General features: G+C 58.8%; 19 protein-coding genes and 1 riboswitch. Of the genes, 9 read left to right on the top strand and 10 right to left on the bottom strand.

Going from position 1 to position 19663, the window contains the following annotated elements; translation table 11 throughout:
• Positions 1–86 precede the first annotated feature (86 nt).
• Both GOX66_RS07260 and GOX66_RS07255 read left to right on the top strand, forming a co-directional pair.
• Positions 87–1016: a hypothetical protein gene (locus GOX66_RS07260; protein ID WP_170761098.1), complete on the top strand. Its 930-nt coding sequence runs from the start codon at positions 87–89 to the stop codon at positions 1014–1016.
• A gap of 24 nt (positions 1017–1040) precedes the next feature.
• A complete protein-coding gene (locus GOX66_RS07255) occupies positions 1041–2597 on the top strand; it encodes a phosphate ABC transporter substrate-binding/OmpA family protein (protein ID WP_170761095.1) in 1557 nt (518 codons plus the stop codon).
• Positions 2598–2600: 3 nt separating this feature from the next.
• On the opposite strand, the gene radC is transcribed toward GOX66_RS07255, so the two are convergent.
• The 9 genes from radC to dnaK form a co-directional block, all read right to left on the bottom strand.
• Positions 2601–3356, bottom strand: a complete 756-nt coding sequence (gene radC, locus GOX66_RS07250; RefSeq protein WP_170761093.1) for a RadC family protein — start codon at positions 3354–3356, stop codon at positions 2601–2603.
• A 290-nt stretch (positions 3357–3646) separates the two neighbouring features.
• Entirely contained in the window at positions 3647–4612 is a 966-nt protein-coding gene (locus tag GOX66_RS07245) for a ThiF family adenylyltransferase (RefSeq protein WP_170761091.1), read from the bottom strand.
• Positions 4609–5205: a thiamine phosphate synthase gene (locus GOX66_RS07240; protein WP_170761089.1), complete on the bottom strand. Its 597-nt coding sequence runs from the start codon at positions 5203–5205 to the stop codon at positions 4609–4611. Before GOX66_RS07240 ends, GOX66_RS07245 begins: the two co-directional genes overlap by 4 nt.
• Complete coding sequence (locus GOX66_RS07235) at positions 5202–5966, bottom strand: thiazole synthase (protein WP_170761087.1); 765 nt, start codon at positions 5964–5966, stop codon at positions 5202–5204. The genes GOX66_RS07240 and GOX66_RS07235 overlap by 4 nt, the downstream gene beginning before the upstream one ends.
• 2 nt (positions 5967–5968) lie before the next feature.
• A complete protein-coding gene (gene thiS / locus GOX66_RS07230) occupies positions 5969–6163 on the bottom strand; it encodes a sulfur carrier protein ThiS (protein ID WP_170761086.1) in 195 nt (64 codons plus the stop codon).
• On the bottom strand, positions 6147–7124 hold the full coding sequence (locus GOX66_RS07225; RefSeq protein ID WP_170761084.1) for an FAD-dependent oxidoreductase: 978 nt from the start codon (positions 7122–7124) through the stop codon (positions 6147–6149). The genes thiS and GOX66_RS07225 overlap by 17 nt, the downstream gene beginning before the upstream one ends.
• Entirely contained in the window at positions 7121–7924 is an 804-nt protein-coding gene (thiD, locus tag GOX66_RS07220; RefSeq protein ID WP_170761081.1) for a bifunctional hydroxymethylpyrimidine kinase/phosphomethylpyrimidine kinase, read from the bottom strand. Before thiD ends, GOX66_RS07225 begins: the two co-directional genes overlap by 4 nt.
• A gap of 46 nt (positions 7925–7970) precedes the next feature.
• Positions 7971–8077, bottom strand: a riboswitch (TPP riboswitch).
• Between the two features lie 128 nt (positions 8078–8205).
• Positions 8206–9360 (bottom strand): molecular chaperone DnaJ, encoded by a 1155-nt coding sequence (dnaJ, locus tag GOX66_RS07215; RefSeq protein WP_170761079.1) that lies wholly within the window; start codon positions 9358–9360, stop codon positions 8206–8208.
• A gap of 74 nt (positions 9361–9434) precedes the next feature.
• Complete coding sequence (gene dnaK, locus GOX66_RS07210) at positions 9435–11345, bottom strand: molecular chaperone DnaK (RefSeq protein WP_170761077.1); 1911 nt, start codon at positions 11343–11345, stop codon at positions 9435–9437.
• A 212-nt stretch (positions 11346–11557) separates the two neighbouring features.
• Between dnaK and GOX66_RS07205 the strand changes: the two genes are divergently transcribed.
• Positions 11558–12160 (top strand): alpha-ketoglutarate-dependent dioxygenase AlkB family protein, encoded by a 603-nt coding sequence (locus GOX66_RS07205; protein WP_170761075.1) that lies wholly within the window; start codon positions 11558–11560, stop codon positions 12158–12160.
• Here GOX66_RS07205 and GOX66_RS07200 read toward each other — a convergent pair.
• Positions 12157–12978 (bottom strand): ABC transporter permease, encoded by an 822-nt coding sequence (locus GOX66_RS07200; RefSeq protein WP_170761073.1) that lies wholly within the window; start codon positions 12976–12978, stop codon positions 12157–12159. The genes GOX66_RS07205 and GOX66_RS07200 overlap by 4 nt on opposite strands.
• A gap of 122 nt (positions 12979–13100) precedes the next feature.
• Between GOX66_RS07200 and cysQ the strand changes: the two genes are divergently transcribed.
• The 6 genes from cysQ to GOX66_RS07170 all read left to right on the top strand — a co-directional run bounded on the left by cysQ (position 13101) and on the right by GOX66_RS07170 (position 19657).
• Entirely contained in the window at positions 13101–13898 is a 798-nt protein-coding gene (gene cysQ / locus GOX66_RS07195) for a 3'(2'),5'-bisphosphate nucleotidase CysQ (protein ID WP_170761070.1), read from the top strand.
• Entirely contained in the window at positions 13898–14698 is an 801-nt protein-coding gene (locus GOX66_RS07190; RefSeq protein ID WP_170761068.1) for a 3-deoxy-manno-octulosonate cytidylyltransferase, read from the top strand. The genes cysQ and GOX66_RS07190 overlap by 1 nt, the downstream gene beginning before the upstream one ends.
• 70 nt (positions 14699–14768) lie before the next feature.
• Complete coding sequence (gene galE / locus GOX66_RS07185; RefSeq protein ID WP_170761066.1) at positions 14769–15752, top strand: UDP-glucose 4-epimerase GalE; 984 nt, start codon at positions 14769–14771, stop codon at positions 15750–15752.
• Positions 15753–15759: 7 nt separating this feature from the next.
• On the top strand, positions 15760–16827 hold the full coding sequence (locus tag GOX66_RS07180) for a glycosyltransferase family 2 protein (protein WP_419555549.1): 1068 nt from the start codon (positions 15760–15762) through the stop codon (positions 16825–16827).
• 146 nt (positions 16828–16973) lie between these two features.
• Entirely contained in the window at positions 16974–17960 is a 987-nt protein-coding gene (locus GOX66_RS07175; protein ID WP_170761433.1) for a glycosyltransferase family 2 protein, read from the top strand.
• Positions 17957–19657: a DUF5927 domain-containing protein gene (locus GOX66_RS07170; protein ID WP_170761064.1), complete on the top strand. Its 1701-nt coding sequence runs from the start codon at positions 17957–17959 to the stop codon at positions 19655–19657. Before GOX66_RS07175 ends, GOX66_RS07170 begins: the two co-directional genes overlap by 4 nt.
• Positions 19658–19663: the final 6 nt, after the last annotated feature.

Raw genomic sequence — 19663 nt, 5'->3', positions numbered from 1 at the left:
AGACACAATGAGTCCGCCTCACGGCCACATATTGGCCGTGATTCAATTTCAAAGTGCGACTCGCTCCTTCAACTGGGGAGGGTGTCTTGTTTGTAATAAAGAACTACGTAACCACCGGAGGCACTGTCGCTTGCGCCCTGGCCATTGGTTACCTGATGCAGAATGGAACACCTGCGCAACGAGATGGCGCGCAGGCACCTGAGGGTGTGGCAACCGCCATGGCTCAGGCTTCGGTCATCACCGGGCTGGAAGGAATTGTTCTGACCTCCTCGCCTCCGGCCCATGACGCAAATGCGGACACCGAACCATCTCAGCGGACCCTGCGGTCCAGCCGGTCATCCCCCTCTGACCGTGCCGGTTGCAGCCTCAGCGCCCGTGCACGTGCCGTGCCCGGCGCTGCCGCGCGCCTGTTCATCAAAGCCCCCTGCCACGGCAATGAGCGGATCGAGGTGCATCACAGCGGACTGACTGTGACCCAGCGGACGGACGCAAACGGTACTTTGGATCTGACCATACCAGCCCTGTCGGAATACGCGATCTTTCTGATCTCGCTTGAGGATCAGAAAGGGACCGTTGCCACCACTCACATACCCGACATGGCTCATTACTCCCGTGTCGCCCTGCAATGGCAGGGTGACACGGATCTGCAGATCCACGCGCTGGAATTTGGTGCCAATTACGGCGGCAAAGGTCATGTGTCCGCTGATCCGGAAACGCGGGGAACGGGCAGCGTTGTTCATCTGGGTCAATCCGGCCTCAGCGATGCGCGCAATGTCGAAGTATATTCCTTCCCGGCCACTCAGGCACATGAGGCCGGCTCGATCGCCCTGACGGTCGAAGCCGAGGTGACCGCAGAAAACTGCGGCCGCGACCTGAACATGCAATCGCTGGAACTACGCGGCGACCGGCAGCTGCGGTCGCGCGATATAACGCTGTCTCTGCCCGAATGCTCCAGGACCGGTGAGTTTCTGGTGTTGAATAATCTGTTCCAAGACCTGACAATCGCGGCAAACTAAACCGCAGGCAGGCTCGATTTTCCAATGACATTCTTTCGTGTGGCAGCGACCGCACTGTTTTCGGCAACACTTGCATCGGGCGTGCAGGCGCAGGATATCGCGCTTACATCTCACGACGGCAAGGTCGAGGTGACAGGCACCCTCTTGGGCTTTGACGGTGAATTCTACCGCGTGGACACGCAGTTCGGAGAGTTGACGGTCGATGGGTCAGGTGTGACCTGTGACGGCCCAGCCTGCCCCAACTTGACCGATTTTGTAGCGGAGGTTCGTTTTTCAGGCTCGTCGGTGATGGCGGAAAGCGTTCTGCCGGCCCTGCTGACAGGGTTTGCCCGACAGGAAGGGCTGTCAGCCACCCCGCAGCGCATCGACCAAGACAGTTTCACCTATGAGCTGCACCAGAATGGGCGCGCCGCGCCGCTGGGGCGATTCTTTATTAACGTTGGCAATACAGGTCAGGGGTTTTCTGACCTGATCGAAGATCAAACCGATATCGTCATGGCCCTGCGCGAGGTTCGCCCCTCTGAGGCTCAGGCAGCGCAAGCCGCCGGACTGGGAGACCTGACCCAAGCCCGCCGATCCCGGGTTGTGGCACTGGACGCCTTGGTGCCCGTCGTCGCCACGGACAATCCGGTGCGGCAAATCTCTCCTACCGATCTGGTGCGCGTTTTTTCGGGAGAGGTTGTGAACTGGTCTGAACTCGGCGGGCCGGATGCGCCAATTTCCCTGCACCTGCCGGTTGCAGGATCAGGGTTAGCTCAAGGTTTGGAGGACCGGTTGCTTGAACCCGCCGGTGCGCCCTTGTCCGAAAACGTCATTCGGCACGAGAGCAGCGGCGATCTGATCCGCGTGGTGTCGGATGACCCCTTTGCCATTGGAATCGCCAGCCAGGCCGAGGCTGACATCGCCCGCGCTTTGCCGCTGGCCGGCGGATGCGGACATGCGCTGGTTGCGACGCGACAGTCGATCAAGACTGAGGATTACCCGCTGACCGCACCCATGTTCCTCTACCTGCCGGACCGGCGTCTGCCCCGCGTCGCGCGTCAGTTTCTGGCCTATACGCAAAGCACCGATGCCCAGATGGCGATTCGCAATGCGGGTTTTGTCGACCAGATGCCTGAAACGATGCGCATAGGGCTGCAAGGAGATCGTCTGGCTAATGCGGTTGCCTCTGGCGGTGCCGAAGTAGGGCTGGAAGAATTGCAGCGCATGATCGAAACACTGCGTCCAATGTCACGGCTGTCTCTGTCCTTTCGATTTGAGGCCGGATCCTCTCGACCTGACGCGCAGTCGCGGTCGAACATCCGACATTTGGCGCAGCAGCTCGAAGCCGGTACTTTGGACGCGCGTAGGCTGACCTTTATCGGTTTCAGCGACGGGAACGGTCATGCGGCTGCAAACGCCCGGATCGCCTTGCTGCGCGCAAAGACGGTGCGCAATGCGGTTTTGGCGGCGGTTGAGACGGCAATTCCCGACAGTGTCGAGCTGAAAGTCGATGCTTTTGGCGAGGCGATGCCGATGGCTTGCGACGACACCGACTGGGGCCGAAAGGTCAATCGCCGGGTCGAGATCTGGGTTCAGTAGCGCTTACAAATAACCTTCAGACCGAAAGCTGAGCTCAGTCGATTTGCCGATGATCAGGTGATCATGCAACGTCAGGCCCAGCGCCACGCAGGCATCCTGAATCCGGTTGGTCATGTCGATATCCGATTGCGACGGCGTGGGATCACCCGAGGGGTGATTATGCACCAAAATGAGCGCCGAGGCGTTCAGTTCCAGCGCTCGTTTGGCCACTTCGCGCGGATAGACGGGCACGTGGTCCACAGTGCCCTTGGCTTGTTCTTCATCTGCGATCAGAACATTCTTGCGGTCCAGAAAAAACACCCGGAATTGTTCGGTCTCACGATGGGCCATTGTCGTGTGACAATAGTCCAGCAGCGCGTCCCAGCCCGAGATTACATGCCGTTGCATGACCCGCGCGCGGGCCATGCGATGGGCGCAGGCCTCAAGGATTTTCAGATCGGTGATGACGGTGTCACCCACGCCCTTGATCTGGCGTAGCCGCTCCTCGGGCGCGGTCAGTACGCGGTTGAAATCACCAAACGTATCCATCAATGCCCGGGCCAGAGGTTTCACATCCTGTCGGGGAATGGACCGGAACAGAACCAATTCCAGCAATTCGTAATCCGGCATCGCGGCAGAGCCACCCGACATGAACCTTTCCCGCAGCCGTTTGCGGTGGTCCTTGATATAGGACGGCAACCGTCCCGACGGCAGCGGCTGCACCGGGGCTTCGTCAGATTCAAAAAGCGTCGGGGCTTCGGCAAAGGCGTCCTGGGTCATACGCTCAGAGTGGCTCAGAATCGGTTTCTGAATGGTTAACGCATCTCTCCGGCCAGATCGACCTGACTGGCGGCGACCAGACGTGGCGGGGCCGACAGGTCGCCGGTCGGAACGATTTCGACTTAATACCATTCATCGGCGAAATAGACGTTTTCCTTCGCCACAATGATAAGGTCGGAGTCGATGAACCAGACCTGCGGCAGGGTCACCTTGTCCTCTGCGAAGACCGGCGCGATGGCCAGCCAGACTACGGCGCTATCCAGGTTATCATGTATCGCGTTTCTCTCTATTCACGAGGTTGAGGCCGCGACAAGGACAATCTCGCCTGGCCAATCCGGTTGCAATAGTTCCGCCGCGCGCCATGCACGCAGACCGGTGGCACAGCAAAGTGCCAGTCTTTTTCCTTTGTTAGGATCTATTTTATCCAAATTTTCCGGCGATATTCGTATTGCATCCGGATGGGCTGGCGTTGGTGCCTCGTCTGTTCCGCGGAGTTCTACAATCTGGTCGTTCGCGATCAGTTGACTGGCTGTCAGAAAGCGAAAACAGCTGTCCGGTTCCGGCGCTTCATCGAACCGGAAACCACTGCTGTGCAGGGTGCGGGCATCATATTGCACCATCTGGCCCAGGGGGGACGGGTCCAGACCCAGGATCAGGTTCATTGCCATCTGCGCCTGCATCGCGCCAATTGTGGTTACGACCGGGCCTAGCACCCCTGCCGTTGCGCAACTCGCGCCGCTGTCAGGTGCGTCCGGGAACAGCGCACGCAAAGACGGCGCACCGCCGCAAAAACCGCCGACATAGCCGGACAGCCCGAGCACTGATGCGGAAATCAGCGGCTTGCTCTGCGCCAGGCAAGTATCCGAAAGGATATAGCTGGCCGCGTAACTGTCCGCACAGTCAAGAACCACATCCGCCTGCGTGACAAATGTGGCCACGTTTTCGCTTGTCAGAGTCTGTTTCTGACCGAATACCTCAATATTGCTGTTCAACGAACGGCAGCGGTCGGCGGCAATTTCAGACTTTGGATATCCACAATCCACCTCGGAGAACAGCGTCTGACGGTGCAGGTTTGACAAATCAACGATATCACCATCCACAATTGTGATCCGACCAACCCCTGCCCCGGCCAGCAAAGGCAGGACCGAAGCGGCAAGACCGCCCGCGCCCACGACCAGCACACGAGTTGAGGACATCTGCGCCTGCCCTTTGGCCCCGACTTCGGGCAACAGCGTCTGGCGAGCATATCGGGTCATCGCGTAACCTCGATCCATTCGCGCACACGCGCTTCTGGGTCGGCATTCAGGGTGACATCGGTGACCACCGACACGATGTCTGCCCCGGCCTGCAGCACGTCCGGCGCCCGGTCGACGCTCATTCCGCCAATACCAACCAAAGGGATATCCCCCACACGGGTCTTCCACTCGGTGACGCGAGGCAGGCCCTGCTGTTCGCATTTCATCTTTTTCAGGATCGTTGGATAAACCGGGCCCAGCGCGACGTAATCCGGATCCATCGCCAGAACGCGCTCAAGCTCATCATCGTCGTGGGTTGAAACCCCGAGTTTGAGACCGGCCTTGCGGATTGCTTTCAGATCGGCCTCATCCAGATCCTCCTGCCCCAGGTGGATCCAGTCACAGCCTGCATCCATTGCCGCCTGCCAATAATCATTTACCACCAGCACCGTGCCGTATTCACGGCAAAGATCACGTGAGATCGCGATCTGTTCCCGTATCACCGCGTCAGGTTGCTCTTTGATCCGTAACTGAACCAGTTTCACACCCAAGGGCAGCATCCGGCGCAGCCAATCGGAATGGTCGAAGATTGGATAAAATCGATCCAGGCTCATGATAAAAAGGCCTTTCCGATCACTGGGGTAGAAGGCTCAGCCATATCGCGCGCTTCGATGGGGTCGGCCTGATAGGAAAGCTGACCAGCTTCGATTGCCAGCATCATCGCTTTGGCCATCGCGGCCGGGTAGCCTGCGCGCGCGACTGCGGTATTCAAAAGAACCGCGTCATAGCCCAGCTCCATCGCCTGTGCGGCGTGGCTGGGCAGGCCGATACCAGCGTCGATCACCAGCGGCACGTCCGGGAATTCCGCCCGCATCGCACGGAGGGCGTATTCGTTGTTCAGCCCCCGCCCCGAGCCAATCGGCGCGCCCCAGGGCATCAGAACTTCGCACCCCGCTGCCAACAACCGCTCGCCCACGATCAGGTCATCGGTGGTGTAGGGGAAGACCTGAAATCCATCCTCTGTCAGAATGCGCGCGGCTTCGACCAGTTGGAACACGTCGGGTTGCAGGCTGTCGGTTTGACCGATCAGTTCCAGCTTGATCCACCTGGTGTCAAACACCTCACGCGCCATATGGGCCGTGGTCACGGCCTCTTTGACTGTGTGACAGCCTGCGGTATTGGGCAGGATCAGAACGCCCAGCTCTCGGATCATCTGCCAGAAGGTCTGTCCCGCGCCGGATTCACGCCGCAGCGACACGGTGGCAACCCCGGCCCCGCTGTCGCGAAAGGCTTGCTCAAGGATCGCCGGACTGGGATATTGCGCCGTACCCAGCATCAGCGGGTTTGGCAGTTGGGTTCCATAGAACGCTTTCATCCTCAGCCCCCCTGCATCGGGGCGACGACTTCAACCCGATCGCCATCGTTGAGTTTCTGAGCGATGCGCAGACCTGAGGGCACAAACTCCTCATTCACCGCAGTCGCGACACGGCCTGACAGCCGACATTCTGTCAGCAATTCCGCAAGGGTTTCGGCGCGCACCTCGCGCGGTTCGCCATTAAGCACGATCATCATCGACCATCTCCGAATGTTTGTTCTCCAGCGCCAGATCGGCCACGCCCTGCGCCAGCGCGGGCGCCAGCAGGTAGCCGTGGCGATACAGCCCGTTGGCATAAATCGTCCGCCCCAAGCGGCGGATACGGGGCAGGTTGTCCGGGAAAGCGGGGCGCAGATCGACGCCGATTTCCAGCACCTCGGCCTCACCAAAGGCGGGGTTCAATGCATAAGCTGCGCTGAGCAGTTCCAGCATGGAACGCGCAGTGATGCGGCTGCTGTCTTCGGATTCGATCATCGTCGCGCCCAGCATGTAAACGCCATCCCCGCGTGGAACGACGTAAAGCGGCATACGGGGATGCAACAGACGCACGGGCCGGGTCAGGGCCACATCCGGGCAGCGGATCACCAGCATCTCGCCCTTGACCCCGCGCAGATCATGCAGCACCTCGCGCGCATGCAGGCCACGGCAGTCAATCGCATTCTCCAACCTTGAAGGCGCGAGTTTGCGGTGAAAGACAACGCCTTGTTCCTGAAGCTGACGGTACAAATCCCGTAGCGCCTGCCGAGGGTCCAGATGCGCCTCATCCGCGAAATGCAGGCCTTTGGTGAAATTGTGAAGATCAGGCTCTAATAAGGCTATTTTTGTTTGATCAACTTCGGCAAACCTTTCTGTCCGGCGGGCAAAGCGGCGCAGGTCGGGCAGGTCGCGGGGGCTGGCCAATACAAGAGTTCCACGCCGGTGCAACTGCGTACGTGCGGCCCACCAGTTCAGTGCGGTCCGACCCAGACGCAAAACCGGTTCTTCGGCGTTTTCATATTCGCACCACGGGGCGAGCATGCCGCCCGCCCACCAGGAACAGCCATGCGCCCCGGGTGGCCCAACCGGGTCAAATACCTGAACCCTGGCGCCTCGCGACACAAGCTCGCTGGCAACGGCCAACCCGGCGACGCCCGACCCTATGACAGACCATACTGTCATGCGGGCCAGACCCGGTGAAAATGATGAACCGGGCCATGTCCCTGTCCGACTGACAGCCTGTCGGCGCGGATTATGGCGCCTTGCAAATAGTCATGCGCTTGCGCGACCGCATCCGTCAGGCTCAGCCCCTTGGAAAGACCAGCCGCAATTGAGGAGGATAAGGTGCAACCCGTGCCGTGTGTATTGCGAGTGTCCCGTCGCGGGGCTTTAAATTCGGCCACACAACCCGCGGAATCAATCAGCAGATCATGGCACGTGTCACCCCGACCATGCCCCCCTTTCATCAAAACCGCCTGCGGACCCAATTCGCACAACGCAAGACCTTGTACGACCATCTGTTCGGGTGTGTCTGCTTCGGCGCTGCCCAGTATACGGGCGGCTTCGGGCAGGTTCGGCGTCAGCACGGTTGCGCGGGGCAGCAGGACCTTGCGCAAGGTCTGCACGGCGTCTTGCGCCAAAAGAGCATCCCCGGATTTGGCGATCATCACCGGGTCCAGAACGACAGGGCCGGTAAAACCCGCGATACTGTCTGAAACGGACCGGATAATATCCGGTGTCGCGAGCATACCGATCTTGATCGCACCCACGTCCAGATCGGTCAGAACAGCTTCGATTTGGGCCGCAATTACATCCAGCGGAATACCGTGTACGGCTGTCACGGACCTTGTATTCTGCGCCGTCACCGCTGTGACTACACTGGCCCCATATACGCCGAGGGCAGACATCGCCTTGAGGTCCGCCTGAATCCCGGCCCCACCCCCGCTGTCCGATCCTGCGATAGTCAACGCAATAGGCGTCATGTCGTTGCTCCAATTCTACGGGGGCAACGGGGCATGGAAAACGTCTGCGCAGTGTAAGACCGTTCCCTACGCCGGTATTGCCCGGATCAGGTTCGATGAATTGACGCATTCGCGCCTCTCAGCCCTTTGATCAGGGCACTCCAACGGTTGGGCGGACAATCTCAGGGCTTGCGAGGGGAATCAAGGGCCAATTTGGGCGCCGTCCGCGCTCAATCTGGACTTATGAAACGACAATAGCCGGTTCGACGGAACCGGCTCTTGTCGTGTTGATACGTGAGGCTTTAGCCCTTCATACCATCCCAAAAGGACTTGACCGATGAGAAAAAGCTTTTGGATTCCGGATGGTTATCCTCACCCAGATCGTCGAATTCCTGCAGCAGCTCTTTCTGGCGGCTGGTCAGGTTGACCGGGGTTTCCACGGCCAGTTCGATAAACATGTCGCCAACACCACTGCCGCGCAGGGCGGGCATACCCTTGCCACGCAGACGCATCTGACGACCGGACTGGCTGCCAGCCGGAATTTGCACGCGGCCACGGCCGCCGTCGATGGTCGGCACTTCGATCGACCCGCCCAGCGCCGCCTTGGCCATGCTGACCGGGACGCGGCAGTATAGGTTCACGCTGTCGCGTTCGAACAGCCTGTGATCCGACACTTCGACAAAGATATAGAGATCACCCGGAGGGCCACCGCGCATTCCGGCCTCACCCTCACCCGCCAGTCGGATACGGGTGCCGGTTTCGACACCGGCGGGAATGTTGACGGACAGCGCACGCTCTTTTTCGACACGGCCTGCGCCGCTACAGGATTTGCAGGGGTTCTTGATGATTTGCCCCAGACCCGAGCAGGTCGGGCAGGTTCGTTCCACGGTGAAAAAGCCCTGCTGTGCCCGGACCTTTCCCATGCCGGAACAGGTAGGACAGGTAGTAGGTTCAACACCGCCTTCGGCGCCCGAGCCGTCACAGGCCGAACAGGCCACGGCGGCAGGGACATTGATGGTTTTCTGCAGGCCCGAGAACGCCTCTTCCAGTGTCACGCGCAGGTTATAACGCAGGTCCGAACCGCGCGCGGCACGGCGCCCACCGCCAGCGCCACCACGTTGACCACCCATGAAATCGCCGAACAAATCGTCGAACACGTCAGAAAACGCGCTGGAGAAATCACCCTGTCCAAAACCGCCACCGGGACGGCCGCCGCCGCCACCCATGCCGTTTTCGAAGGCGGCATGGCCGAAACGGTCATAGGCCGCCTTTTTGTCGGCGTCGCGCAGCACATCATAAGCCTCGTTGGCTTCCTTGAACTGCGTCTCAGCATCCGGGTTGTCCTTGTTGCGGTCGGGATGCAATTCTTTGGCTTTCCTGCGAAAACCCTTCTTGATCTCGTCCGCCGATGCGCCCTTGGACACGCCGAGCACATCGTAGTAGTCGCGTTTTGACATCAGTATTTCCTTCTGCCTCAACGTAATCGGGCCGGCCCGGCAACCGGACCGGCCCGCATTGGCCCGGTTACCCGTTAGTTACGTTTGTCGTCGTCCAGATCTTCGAACTCGGCGTCGACAATGTCGTCATCTCCAGCCGGAGCAGCATCTGCCGCAGCAGGCTCGTCCTCGGCCTCTTCGGACTGTGCCTTGTAGATGGCCTCACCCAGCTTCATCGCGGCTTCGGTGACGTTCTGGATGCCCGACTTGATCTTGTCGGCATTTTCGGTTTCCAGCTCGTCCTTCAGCGCGGCAATCGCCAGCTCGATGGCTTCGATGGTGGTCGGGTCGACCTTGTCGGCATGCTCTTCCATCGACTTCTCGGTCGAATGGATGAGGCTTTCCGCCTGGTTCTTGGCGTCGACCAGCTCGCGGCGTTCCTTGTCGGCTTCCGCGTTCTCTTCGGCGTCCTTGACCATCTTTTCGATGTCCTCGTCGGACAGACCTCCAGATGCCTGGATGGTGATCTTCTGCTCTTTGCCGGTGCCTTTGTCCTTGGCCGAAACCGAGACAATGCCGTTGGCGTCGATGTCAAAGGTCACCTCGATCTGTGGCATACCGCGCGGTGCGGGCGGGATGTCTTCAAGGTTGAACTGACCCAGGATCTTGTTGTCCGAGGCCATTTCACGCTCACCCTGGAACACGCGGATGGTCACGGCGTTCTGGTTGTCCTCGGCGGTCGAGAAGACCTGAGACTTTTTCGTCGGGATCGTGGTGTTGCGGTCGATCAGGCGGGTGAACACGCCACCCAGAGTCTCGATACCCAGGCTGAGCGGGGTCACGTCCAGCAGAACCACGTCCTTGACGTCGCCCTGCAGAACACCGGCCTGAATGGCGGCGCCCATGGCAACCACTTCGTCCGGGTTCACACCCTTGTGCGGCTCTTTACCGAAGAACTTGGTGACCTCTTCGATCACTTTCGGCATCCGGGTCATACCTCCAACGAGAACAACCTCGTCTACATCAGCAGCCGACAGACCCGCATCTTTCAGAGCAGCCTGACAGGGCTTCATCGACTTCTTGATCAGATCACCAACCAGCGATTCCAGCTTGGCACGGGTCAGTTTCATGACCATGTGCAGCGGCTGACCGTTGGCACCCATCGAGATGAACGGCTGGTTGATTTCGGTTTGCGAGGTCGAGGACAGTTCGATCTTGGCCTTCTCAGCGGCTTCTTTCAGACGCTGCAGGGCCATCTTGTCGCTCGACAGATCTACGCCGTGTTCCTTTTTGAACTCATCCGCCAGGTAGTTGACGATGCGCATGTCAAAGTCTTCACCACCCAGGAAGGTGTCGCCGTTGGTCGATTTGACCTCGAACAACCCGTCGTCGATTTCCAGAATGGTCACGTCGAAGGTACCACCACCAAGGTCATAAACCGCGATGGTTTGGGTTTCTTCCTTGTCCAGACCATAGGCCAGCGCAGCAGCTGTCGGTTCGTTGATGATCCGCAGCACTTCCAGACCGGCAATCTTGCCCGCGTCCTTGGTGGCCTGACGCTGAGCGTCGTTGAAATAGGCCGGAACGGTGATGACGGCCTGAGTGACTTCCTCACCCAGATAGCTCTCGGCGGTTTCCTTCATCTTGCCCAGAGTGAAGGCCGAGATCTGGCTTGGGGAGTACTTTTCACCGCGGGCTTCGACCCACGCGTCGCCGTTGCCGCCGTTGACGATGGCGTACGGCACCATTTTCTTGTCTTTTTCGACTTCTGCATCATCCACACGACGACCGATCAGACGCTTGACGCCAAAGATGGTGTTGTCGGGGTTGGTGACCGCCTGACGTTTTGCAGGCTGACCGACCAGACGCTCATCTTCGGTGAAGGCGACGATCGAGGGCGTGGTCCGCGCCCCTTCGGCGTTTTCGATGACCTTCGGCTGCGAGCCGTCCATGATGGCTACACACGAGTTGGTGGTGCCGAGGTCAATCCCGATTACTTTTCCCATATGTTCAATCCCTTTCTCTTCAAGGCGATGTCCCGAGGTCCGAACCCGTTATGGCACCCGGCCCCGATCTGATTTGCGCAACAGGTCTACACCATCGCGCGTCCCGGCGTATATAAGGGCGGGAACAGGGGCCTGCAAGCGGTGTAAATCGCAGGTTTTCGGGAATCTGCGGCCTTTTCGGCAAGGTTTTGGCAAGGATTGGGGAATCTTGGATGGCGCGGCTGCTTTTGCGCGGTTTTGATATCAGAAAAGCCTGTCTGGACGGGGCTGCGCAGGCGCAGCTGATCGAAGAACTGCGCCCGATTCTGAAATCGGCCCCGCTGTACCGGCCGGTAACTCCCTCAGGCAAGGAAATGTCGGTTCGCATGACTTCGGCCGGGCCCCTTGGCTGGGTCACGGACAAGGCAGGCTACAGATATCAGCAACAGCACCCAAAGGGGGCGGACTGGCCCGCCATTCCTGAACCCATCCTCAATATCTGGCGAGACCTGGTCAGCCCCGAGCGCGAACCGGACTGCTGCCTGATCAATTACTATGGTGAAGGCGCCCGGATGGGATTGCATCAGGACAAGGACGAAGCCGATTTTTCCTGGCCGGTCCTGTCAATCTCGCTGGGGGATGACGCGCTGTTTCGCATCGGTAACACGACAAGGGGCGGCAAAACGGAATCCATCTGGCTGAGCTCCGGCGACGTCGTGATCATGGGCGGACCCGCCCGCCTGGCCTATCACGGGATCGACCGCATCCGGTTCGGGTCGTCAAAACTGCTGCCGAAAGGTGGACGGATCAACCTGACCCTGCGAGTGGCCGTTTAACGGCGCGCGCCCCAGCTTTGCGAGACGTGCTGGCGGGTAAAGAAAATCCCCAGCAGTCCGACCATCAACAATACAAGCCCGACCCAAAGCGCATATTCCCAACTGGTGTTGCGTGGGAAATAATTACGGAAAACAAAACCTCGGCATTGGTCGATGATGTGAAACAGAGGGTTCCAGGCAAACATGGTCAGCATGAAACCACCCAACGCATTCGCCACAAACATCTTGCCGGAAAAGATCATGTTCAATCGGCGGTAAACGGTGCTCATGATCCCGACTGTGGTCGGCAACCAGGGTTTGAGAGCCATGAACACCACGCCGACTGAACAACCGGTGAACCACGCCAGCATGAGCATCGCAAATGCACCGCCCGGTTCCTGAACTTCTGGGACACCAAACCACACACTGTAACCAAACAGAATTATGATCATCGAGAAAAACTGCGTGTAAAGAGTTCCGAAAGCCGTGGCCAGCAGCATCACCATCATGTTCATCGGCGAATGCAGCATCATCGGATTGTTCCCGGTGCCAACCCCACCAACAGCGCCGACTGCTTTGATATGGGTCAGGAACAAGAAAACGCCGGTCATCAAAAACAGAACGAAATCGCCACGTATTTTGGCAACTCGTGTCCCCATGAAGGACATGATCGTATAAAACACTGCAACCAGAGCCAGAATCTGAACGATATTCATCAGAATTGCCAGAACAGCATTGCTGTGTTGCGACCGCACATTACGAACAACCGCGTGGAAAATAAGCTCTGCCGTTGTGAACGCACCGCCCAAAAGCGTCTGGTTTCGTTTGAAATAAAACACCCGAAGCGTCTTTCCCGTTTTTTCGCCTGCAATCTGCCACGAATTTCTTGCCGTTCCGTAACCAGCACATCATAAGGCCGTCAGGATATTCGATCAACAAATCACCGGAACGGAGCTTTTTTGTGACTTACGACGACCTTATTCCCGTCATCCGAAGCCTGGCCCTGGAAGCGGGTGACAAGATCATGCAGATCTATGAGGCCGATGACTTTGACGTAAAGGTCAAATCCGACGCCAGCCCCGTGACCGAAGCGGACGAGGCCGCCGACGCGCTGATCTCGGCTGGTTTGCGTGACGCTTTTCCGGACATCCTGCTGGTGACCGAAGAACAGGCCGAGTCACACTCTGAGAAAGGTGACACCTTCCTGATTGTTGATCCCCTGGACGGCACCAAAGAATTCATCAATCGTCGCGGCGACTTCACGGTGAACATTGCTCTGGTCGAAAACGGCGTACCGACCCGCGGTGTGGTTTATGCCCCTGCGCGCGGCCGCATGTTTTATACACAGGCCGATGGCCGGTCGGTCGAAGAAACCGGCGCTCTGGACACGGCGCAGCCAGGTGATACCGCGCCGATTTCAGTCTCTAAACCTGACAATTCGGCGCTTTTGGTGGTGGCGTCCAAGTCGCACCGTGATCAGGCCACCGACGACTATATCAACAAATATCATGTTCAGGACAGCAAGAGCGCGGGCTCGTCGCTGAAATTCTGTCTGGTCGCCACAGGTGAGGCCGATCTGTATCCCCGCGTCGGACGCACGATGGAATGGGACACCGCAGCGGGCCATGCCGTGCTGGCGGGCGCAGGTGGTAAGGTCGTACGCTTCGACGACCATTCGCCCCTGACCTATGGCAAGGACGACTATGCAAACCCGTTCTTTATCGCCTACGCTCCGGGCGTTGACCTGAAGGAGGCCTGATGTCCGTTCTGATCGCCATTCCCGCCCGCTACGCCTCAACCCGGTATCCGGGCAAGCCGCTGGTTCCTTTGACCGGGGCCAATGGTGCCTCGATGACCCTGATCGAACGCTCATGGCGCGCCGCCTGTTCGGTATCGGGCGTGGACAAGGTGGTTGTCGCGACCGATGACGACCGTATCCGCAAAGTAGCCGAGGGGTTTGGGGCCGAGGTTGTGATGACCTCGGAAAGCTGCGGGAATGGCACGGAACGCTGCGCCGAGGCCCATGCTGAACTGGGTGCGGGCTATGAGATCGTCGTGAACCTGCAGGGCGACGCGCCGCTCACCCCGCATTGGTTCGTCGAAGACCTGATCACCGGCCTGCGCGCCGCGCCGGAGGCCGGTGTTGCAACTCCGGTTTTGCGCTGCGATGGCGACGCGTTGAACAGTCTGCTGAACGACCGAAAAAACGGACGCGTGGGGGGCACGACAGCCGTGTTTGCTCCCGATCACAGCGCGATGTATTTCTCGAAAGAGGTTATCCCCTTCACGGCGCAAACCTTTACCGGGGAAGAACCGACACCGGTTTTCCACCATGTTGGCGTCTATGCCTACCGTCCCGATGCGCTGGCCGCTTATCCCGGCTGGCCGGTTGGTCCGCTGGAACAGCTGGAAGGGCTTGAACAGCTGCGCTTTATGGAAAACGGTCGTAAGGTTCTGTGCGTCGAGGTCGAGGCCAAGGGCCGACAGTTTTGGGAACTGAACAACCCGCAGGACGTCCCGAAGCTTGAAGAGATGATGGCCGCCATGGGGTTGGATTGACCAATTTTCCCCATGACTCTCAATTACGCCGCAGTGTAGCTGCACACAGAAATTCAATTTGGACTTTCCAATGACAAATATCCTTGTGACCGGCGGGGCCGGGTATATCGGATCCCATGCCTGCAAGGCGCTGTCCCGCGCGGGTTACACGCCAGTGACCTATGACAATCTGATCACCGGCTGGCAGGACGCCGTGAAATTCGGGCCATTCGAACAGGGCGATCTGCTGGACCGCGCGCGTCTGGATGAGGTTTTTGCCAAATATCAGCCCGTCGCGGTCATGCACTTCGCCGCGCTTAGTCAGGTGGGCGAGGCGATGTCCGAGCCCGGCAGATACTGGGCCAACAACGTCACCGGATCTCTGAATCTGATCGAGGCCACGGTCGCCGCCGGGTGCCTGAATTTTGTGTTTTCTTCGACCTGTGCGACCTACGGTGAACATGACAACGTCGTGCTTGACGAAGACACCCCTCAACTGCCGCTGAACGCCTACGGCGCTTCCAAGCGTGCCATTGAAGAGATTCTGCGCGACTTTGAGGCCGCGCATGGGCTGAACCATGTGATCTTTCGCTATTTCAACGTGGCCGGTGCCGACCCCGATAGTGAAGTGGGTGAATTCCACCGCCCCGAGACCCATCTGGTGCCGCTGATGCTGGACGCAATCGACGGCAAGCGCGACGGGCTGACCGTCTTCGGCACCGATTACGACACACCCGACGGCACCTGCATCCGCGACTATGTGCACGTCTGCGATCTGGTCGATGCGCATGTGCTGGGGCTGAATTGGCTGGAACGGGGCAAGGGCAGCCGCGTGTTCAATCTGGGCACCGGTTCGGGCTTTTCGGTGATGGAGGTGATTGCCCATTCCAAATCCGTCACCAATCGCGAAGTGCCCTATTCGGTCGGATCGCGCCGCGCCGGCGATTGCACCAAGCTGGTCTCGGGCTCGGTCCGTGCCGGAGAACAGCTGGGTTGGACCCCGAAAAGGTCAACGTTAGAGACGATGATCGGTGACGCGTGGCGCTGGCATCAGAACGGCCACTACGAGAAATGAGGCTAAGGTGACAGACACTGTAACCGATATGCTTCCACCCATCGGATGGGTGCAGAAATATCGGTTGCGCCTGAAACGGCGACGGCTGCTGTGGCGATCCTTTCGCAGTCGCCATCAGCTGTCCTGCCTCAATGATCAAACAACCCAAATTGGGCGCGGCGCCATACTGGCCTTTACCACCCTGCGTAATGAAATCACGCGCCTGCCCTGGTACTTCCGCCACTATCGCGCGCTGGGAGTCGATCACTTTCTGATTGTAGACAACGGTAGTGATGATGGCTCGGTGGACTACCTGCGCGACCAGCCCGACGTTTCGCTGTGGCAGACCGATGCCAGCTATCGTGCCTCGCGATACGGGCTGGATTGGCTGACCTGGCTGCAGATGCGTTTCGGTAATGGCCACTGGACATTGATGGTGGACGCCGATGAATTGCTGATTTACCCGACCTACAACAGCAATTCCCTGCACGATCTGACCGAAACGCTGAACCGACAGGAGCGCACAGCGTTTGGAGCTCTGTTGCTCGACCTGTACCCCAAGGGGCCGCTGGGCGCGCAGGATTACAACCCAGAGTCCGACCCAACCGATGTTCTGAATTGGTTCGACAGCGGCCCCTACCGATCCCGGCGCCAAGCCCCGCTGGGTAATCTGTGGGTTCAGGGCGGCGCGCGGGAACGCATGTTCTTTTCAGACAGGCCACGCCACTCTCCGACACTGAACAAAATCCCGCTGGTCCGGTGGTCACGGCGGTTTGCCTATGTGAACTCATGCCACTCTGCCCTGCCCCGGCATCTGAACGCCTTTTACGACGGGCCGGGCGGAACAGCGCCATCCGGCGTCCTGCTGCACACAAAGTTCCTGCCCGAAGTGGTTGCCAAGTCAAAAACCGAGAAAACGCGCCGCCAGCATTTTCATGATCCCGACCAATTTGCGACATACTATGATGCGATAGGAAACCAGCCCGATATGTGGACGCCGGACTCGGTTCGGTACACGGGCTGGGCACAGCTGCTGCAGTTGGGGCTGATGAGCGAAATCATGTGGGAAAAACACGAAAGCAACGCTTCGGACTAACCAATTTTAAAGCCGTTGCTTCGAAAGATGCAAAGATGGCATAAAACGGCAATTGCCCGGCACCACTCTGGATCGTCCAGCCCCCGGGCATGCTCGCGTAACAAAAAAGGTTGAGCAGACGCGTGAGCCTGTTGGATTCATATCGGATGAGGTTGCGGCGCAAGCGTCGCCTTATGCGCTGTCTGCGTAAAAGACGGGAATTGACGCCCGTCGCTGACAGAACAACCAAAATTCGACGCCATGACATCCTGTTGATGAGTGTGGTGCGAAACGAAAAGATACGCCTGCCCTTTTTCCTTGAATACTACCGCAAGCTGGGCGTCGATCACTTTCTGTTCGTCGACAATGACAGCGATGACGGCACTTGCGAGTTCCTGGAAAACCAACCTGATGTGTCGCTTTGGCTAGCCGATGCAAGTTACAAACGGGCTTCGTTCGGGTTGGACTGGTCGAATTACCTGTTGCGAAAATATGCCCATAATCACTGGATTCTGACGGTCGATCCGGATGAGTTCTTTATTTACCCCTTCTGCGATACCCGTCCGATCCGCGCCCTGACAGATTGGCTGGACGGCTGCGCCGTGCGCAGCTTCGGCGCCATGCTGATCGACATGTACCCGCAGGGCCCGGTTGACGCCCAGGTTTACCGCGAGGGGCAGGACCCGTTCCAGATCGCCCGCTGGTTCGATGCTGGCAATTACATGATCACCAAGAACCCGGATTACAAAAACCTGTGGATTCAGGGCGGGCCACGAGCACGGGTTTTCTTTGGCGACAATCCTTCTCAGGCGCCGGCGCTGAACAAGATTCCACTGGTGAAATGGGACAGGCGCTATGTCTATGTCAGCTCGACACATTCGCTGCTGCCGCGTGGATTGAACCAGGTTTATGACGAATGGGGCGGTGAAAAGACCAGTGGAGCGCTGCTGCATGCCAAGCTGATCAACACGCTGGGCGACAAAGCCCGCGAAGAGCTGGAGCGCGGCCAGCATTACCGGCGGTCAGGCGAGTATCGCGCCTACGCCGAACGGCTGCAGGACAAGCCTGTGTTCTGGTGCGATAAATCGGAAAAATACATCAACTGGCGGCAGCTTGAAATTCTGGGTCTCATGTCGAAAGGCAACTGGGCATGAGCAGCCTTGGCATCATCATGCTGGTTCACACCGCGCTGCACCGCGCCGAGCAGGTCGCGCGCCACTGGACAGCGTCAGGCTGCCCGGTGGTGATCCATGTGGACCGCAAGGTGCCGGATCAGGTCTATTCCCGTTTTGTTGCTGCGTGCAAAGACGATCCGCTGATCCGGTTTTCCGAACGTCACACCTGCGAATGGGGTGGTTGGGGGATCGTGGAGGCGTCGCAATCCGCGGCCGAGCTGATGCTTGACGCCTTCCCGAATGTGCATCACGTCTATTTATCCTCGGGCGCGTGCCTGCCCCTGCGGCCTGTGGATGAGCTGATCGACTATCTCTCGGAGCGGCCGCGTGTCGATTTCATCGAAAGCGCCACCACCGCCGATGTCAGCTGGACCATCGGCGGGCTGGATCAGGAACGTTTCACCCTGCGGTTTCCGTTTTCGTGGCGCAAGAACCGCAAATTGTTCGATGCCTATGTGAAGTTGCAGCGCGCCATCGGTCTGCGCCGTCGCATCCCGGATGGGCTGGTGCCGCATATGGGCAGCCAGTGGTGGTGCCTGACACGCCAGACCCTGTCCGCGATTCTGCAGGACCCCAGGCGCAAGACCTATGACCGTTATTTCCGGCGGGTCTGGATCCCGGATGAAAGCTATTTCCAGACGCTGGCGCGGCTCTATTCCACCCATATCGAAAGCCGGTCGCTGACCCTGTCCAAATTCGATTACCAGGGGCGTCCGCACATTTTTTACGACGACCATTTGCAGCTTTTGCGCAGGTCCGACTGTTTCGTCGCCCGTAAAGTCTGGCCGCGCGCCGAACGGTTGTATCAATCCTTCCTGACCGATCAGAACGGCGCTTTGAAACCGGCCGAGCCCAATCCGGGCAAGATTGACCGGGTGTTCTCAAAGGCTGTGGAACGGCGAACCAGAGGACGCGACGGCCTGTATATGCAAAGCCGGTTTCCCCGTCACGGCAGTGAGAACGGGCTGACCTCCTTTCCCTATTCCGTGTTCCAGGGCTTTACCGAACTGTTCGATGATTTTGAACTCTGGCTGGCCGACACCACGGGCGCGCGGGTTCACGGGCATCTGTTCGGGCCGGAGCGTGCCGAGTTTGCCGGTGGCGAAAAGATCATCAACGGCGCACTCAGTGACTGCGCGGTCTTACGGGATTACAATCCCACCGCTTTTGTCTCGAACTTGATCTGGAACACCCGTGGGGAACGACAGTGTTTTCAGTTCGGACCCGGAGATACCCAAAAAATCAACTGGTTTCTGGCGCGGGACAAGAATGCGCAGATCTCGGTCATTACCGGAGCCTGGGCGATTCCGCTGTTCCGGTCGAACATGAATTTTGCCGACATCCGGAACGAGGCCGCTCGCCTGCAACAGATCGAAACCAAACAGCTTGAGGTTCTGGATTCTGTCTGGACCAAAGCACGGGTACGCAAATGGTCGCTGGCAGATTTCGTGGAATCTCCGATGGAGCCTCTGCAGACGGTAATCGAGGAAATCGGCACCACCCATGCCAGCCACCTGACCGAAGCGCCGGTGATGGTGGATCTGTCGGGTTTTGGGCAATTTTTGCAGAACCTCAAGAACCAGGGCATGCATCCCTATATGATGGGAGATTTCCCGGTTGACGATGTATTCGGCGCACAGGTCAGACCGTTCCACAAACCCTATCTGGTGCGGTAACCTAAC

Origin of the sequence: Ruegeria lacuscaerulensis (assembly GCF_013031245.1) — a bacterium.
GTDB lineage: Bacteria > Pseudomonadota > Alphaproteobacteria > Rhodobacterales > Rhodobacteraceae > Ruegeria > Ruegeria lacuscaerulensis_C.
Note: the sequence above shows the minus strand (reverse complement) of the source record. Positions and strands in the feature narration are given on the sequence as shown.

Coding starts and splice junctions, on each gene's coding strand:
- thiS (WP_170761086.1), bottom strand. CDS start 6,163: ATGATGATCGTGCTTAATGGCGAACCGCGCGAGGTGCGCGCCGAAACC.
- radC (WP_170761093.1), bottom strand. CDS start 3,356: ATGACCCAGGACGCCTTTGCCGAAGCCCCGACGCTTTTTGAATCTGAC.
- GOX66_RS07170 (WP_170761064.1), top strand. CDS start 17,957: ATGAGCAGCCTTGGCATCATCATGCTGGTTCACACCGCGCTGCACCGC.
- GOX66_RS07225 (WP_170761084.1), bottom strand. CDS start 7,124: ATGACAGTATGGTCTGTCATAGGGTCGGGCGTCGCCGGGTTGGCCGTT.
- dnaJ (WP_170761079.1), bottom strand. CDS start 9,360: ATGTCAAAACGCGACTACTACGATGTGCTCGGCGTGTCCAAGGGCGCA.
- dnaK (WP_170761077.1), bottom strand. CDS start 11,345: ATGGGAAAAGTAATCGGGATTGACCTCGGCACCACCAACTCGTGTGTA.
- thiD (WP_170761081.1), bottom strand. CDS start 7,924: ATGACGCCTATTGCGTTGACTATCGCAGGATCGGACAGCGGGGGTGGG.
- GOX66_RS07205 (WP_170761075.1), top strand. CDS start 11,558: ATGGCGCGGCTGCTTTTGCGCGGTTTTGATATCAGAAAAGCCTGTCTG.
- GOX66_RS07255 (WP_170761095.1), top strand. CDS start 1,041: ATGACATTCTTTCGTGTGGCAGCGACCGCACTGTTTTCGGCAACACTT.
- GOX66_RS07235 (WP_170761087.1), bottom strand. CDS start 5,966: ATGAAAGCGTTCTATGGAACCCAACTGCCAAACCCGCTGATGCTGGGT.
- GOX66_RS07240 (WP_170761089.1), bottom strand. CDS start 5,205: ATGAGCCTGGATCGATTTTATCCAATCTTCGACCATTCCGATTGGCTG.
- GOX66_RS07190 (WP_170761068.1), top strand. CDS start 13,898: ATGTCCGTTCTGATCGCCATTCCCGCCCGCTACGCCTCAACCCGGTAT.
- GOX66_RS07245 (WP_170761091.1), bottom strand. CDS start 4,612: ATGACCCGATATGCTCGCCAGACGCTGTTGCCCGAAGTCGGGGCCAAA.
- GOX66_RS07175 (WP_170761433.1), top strand. CDS start 16,974: ATGAGGTTGCGGCGCAAGCGTCGCCTTATGCGCTGTCTGCGTAAAAGA.
- galE (WP_170761066.1), top strand. CDS start 14,769: ATGACAAATATCCTTGTGACCGGCGGGGCCGGGTATATCGGATCCCAT.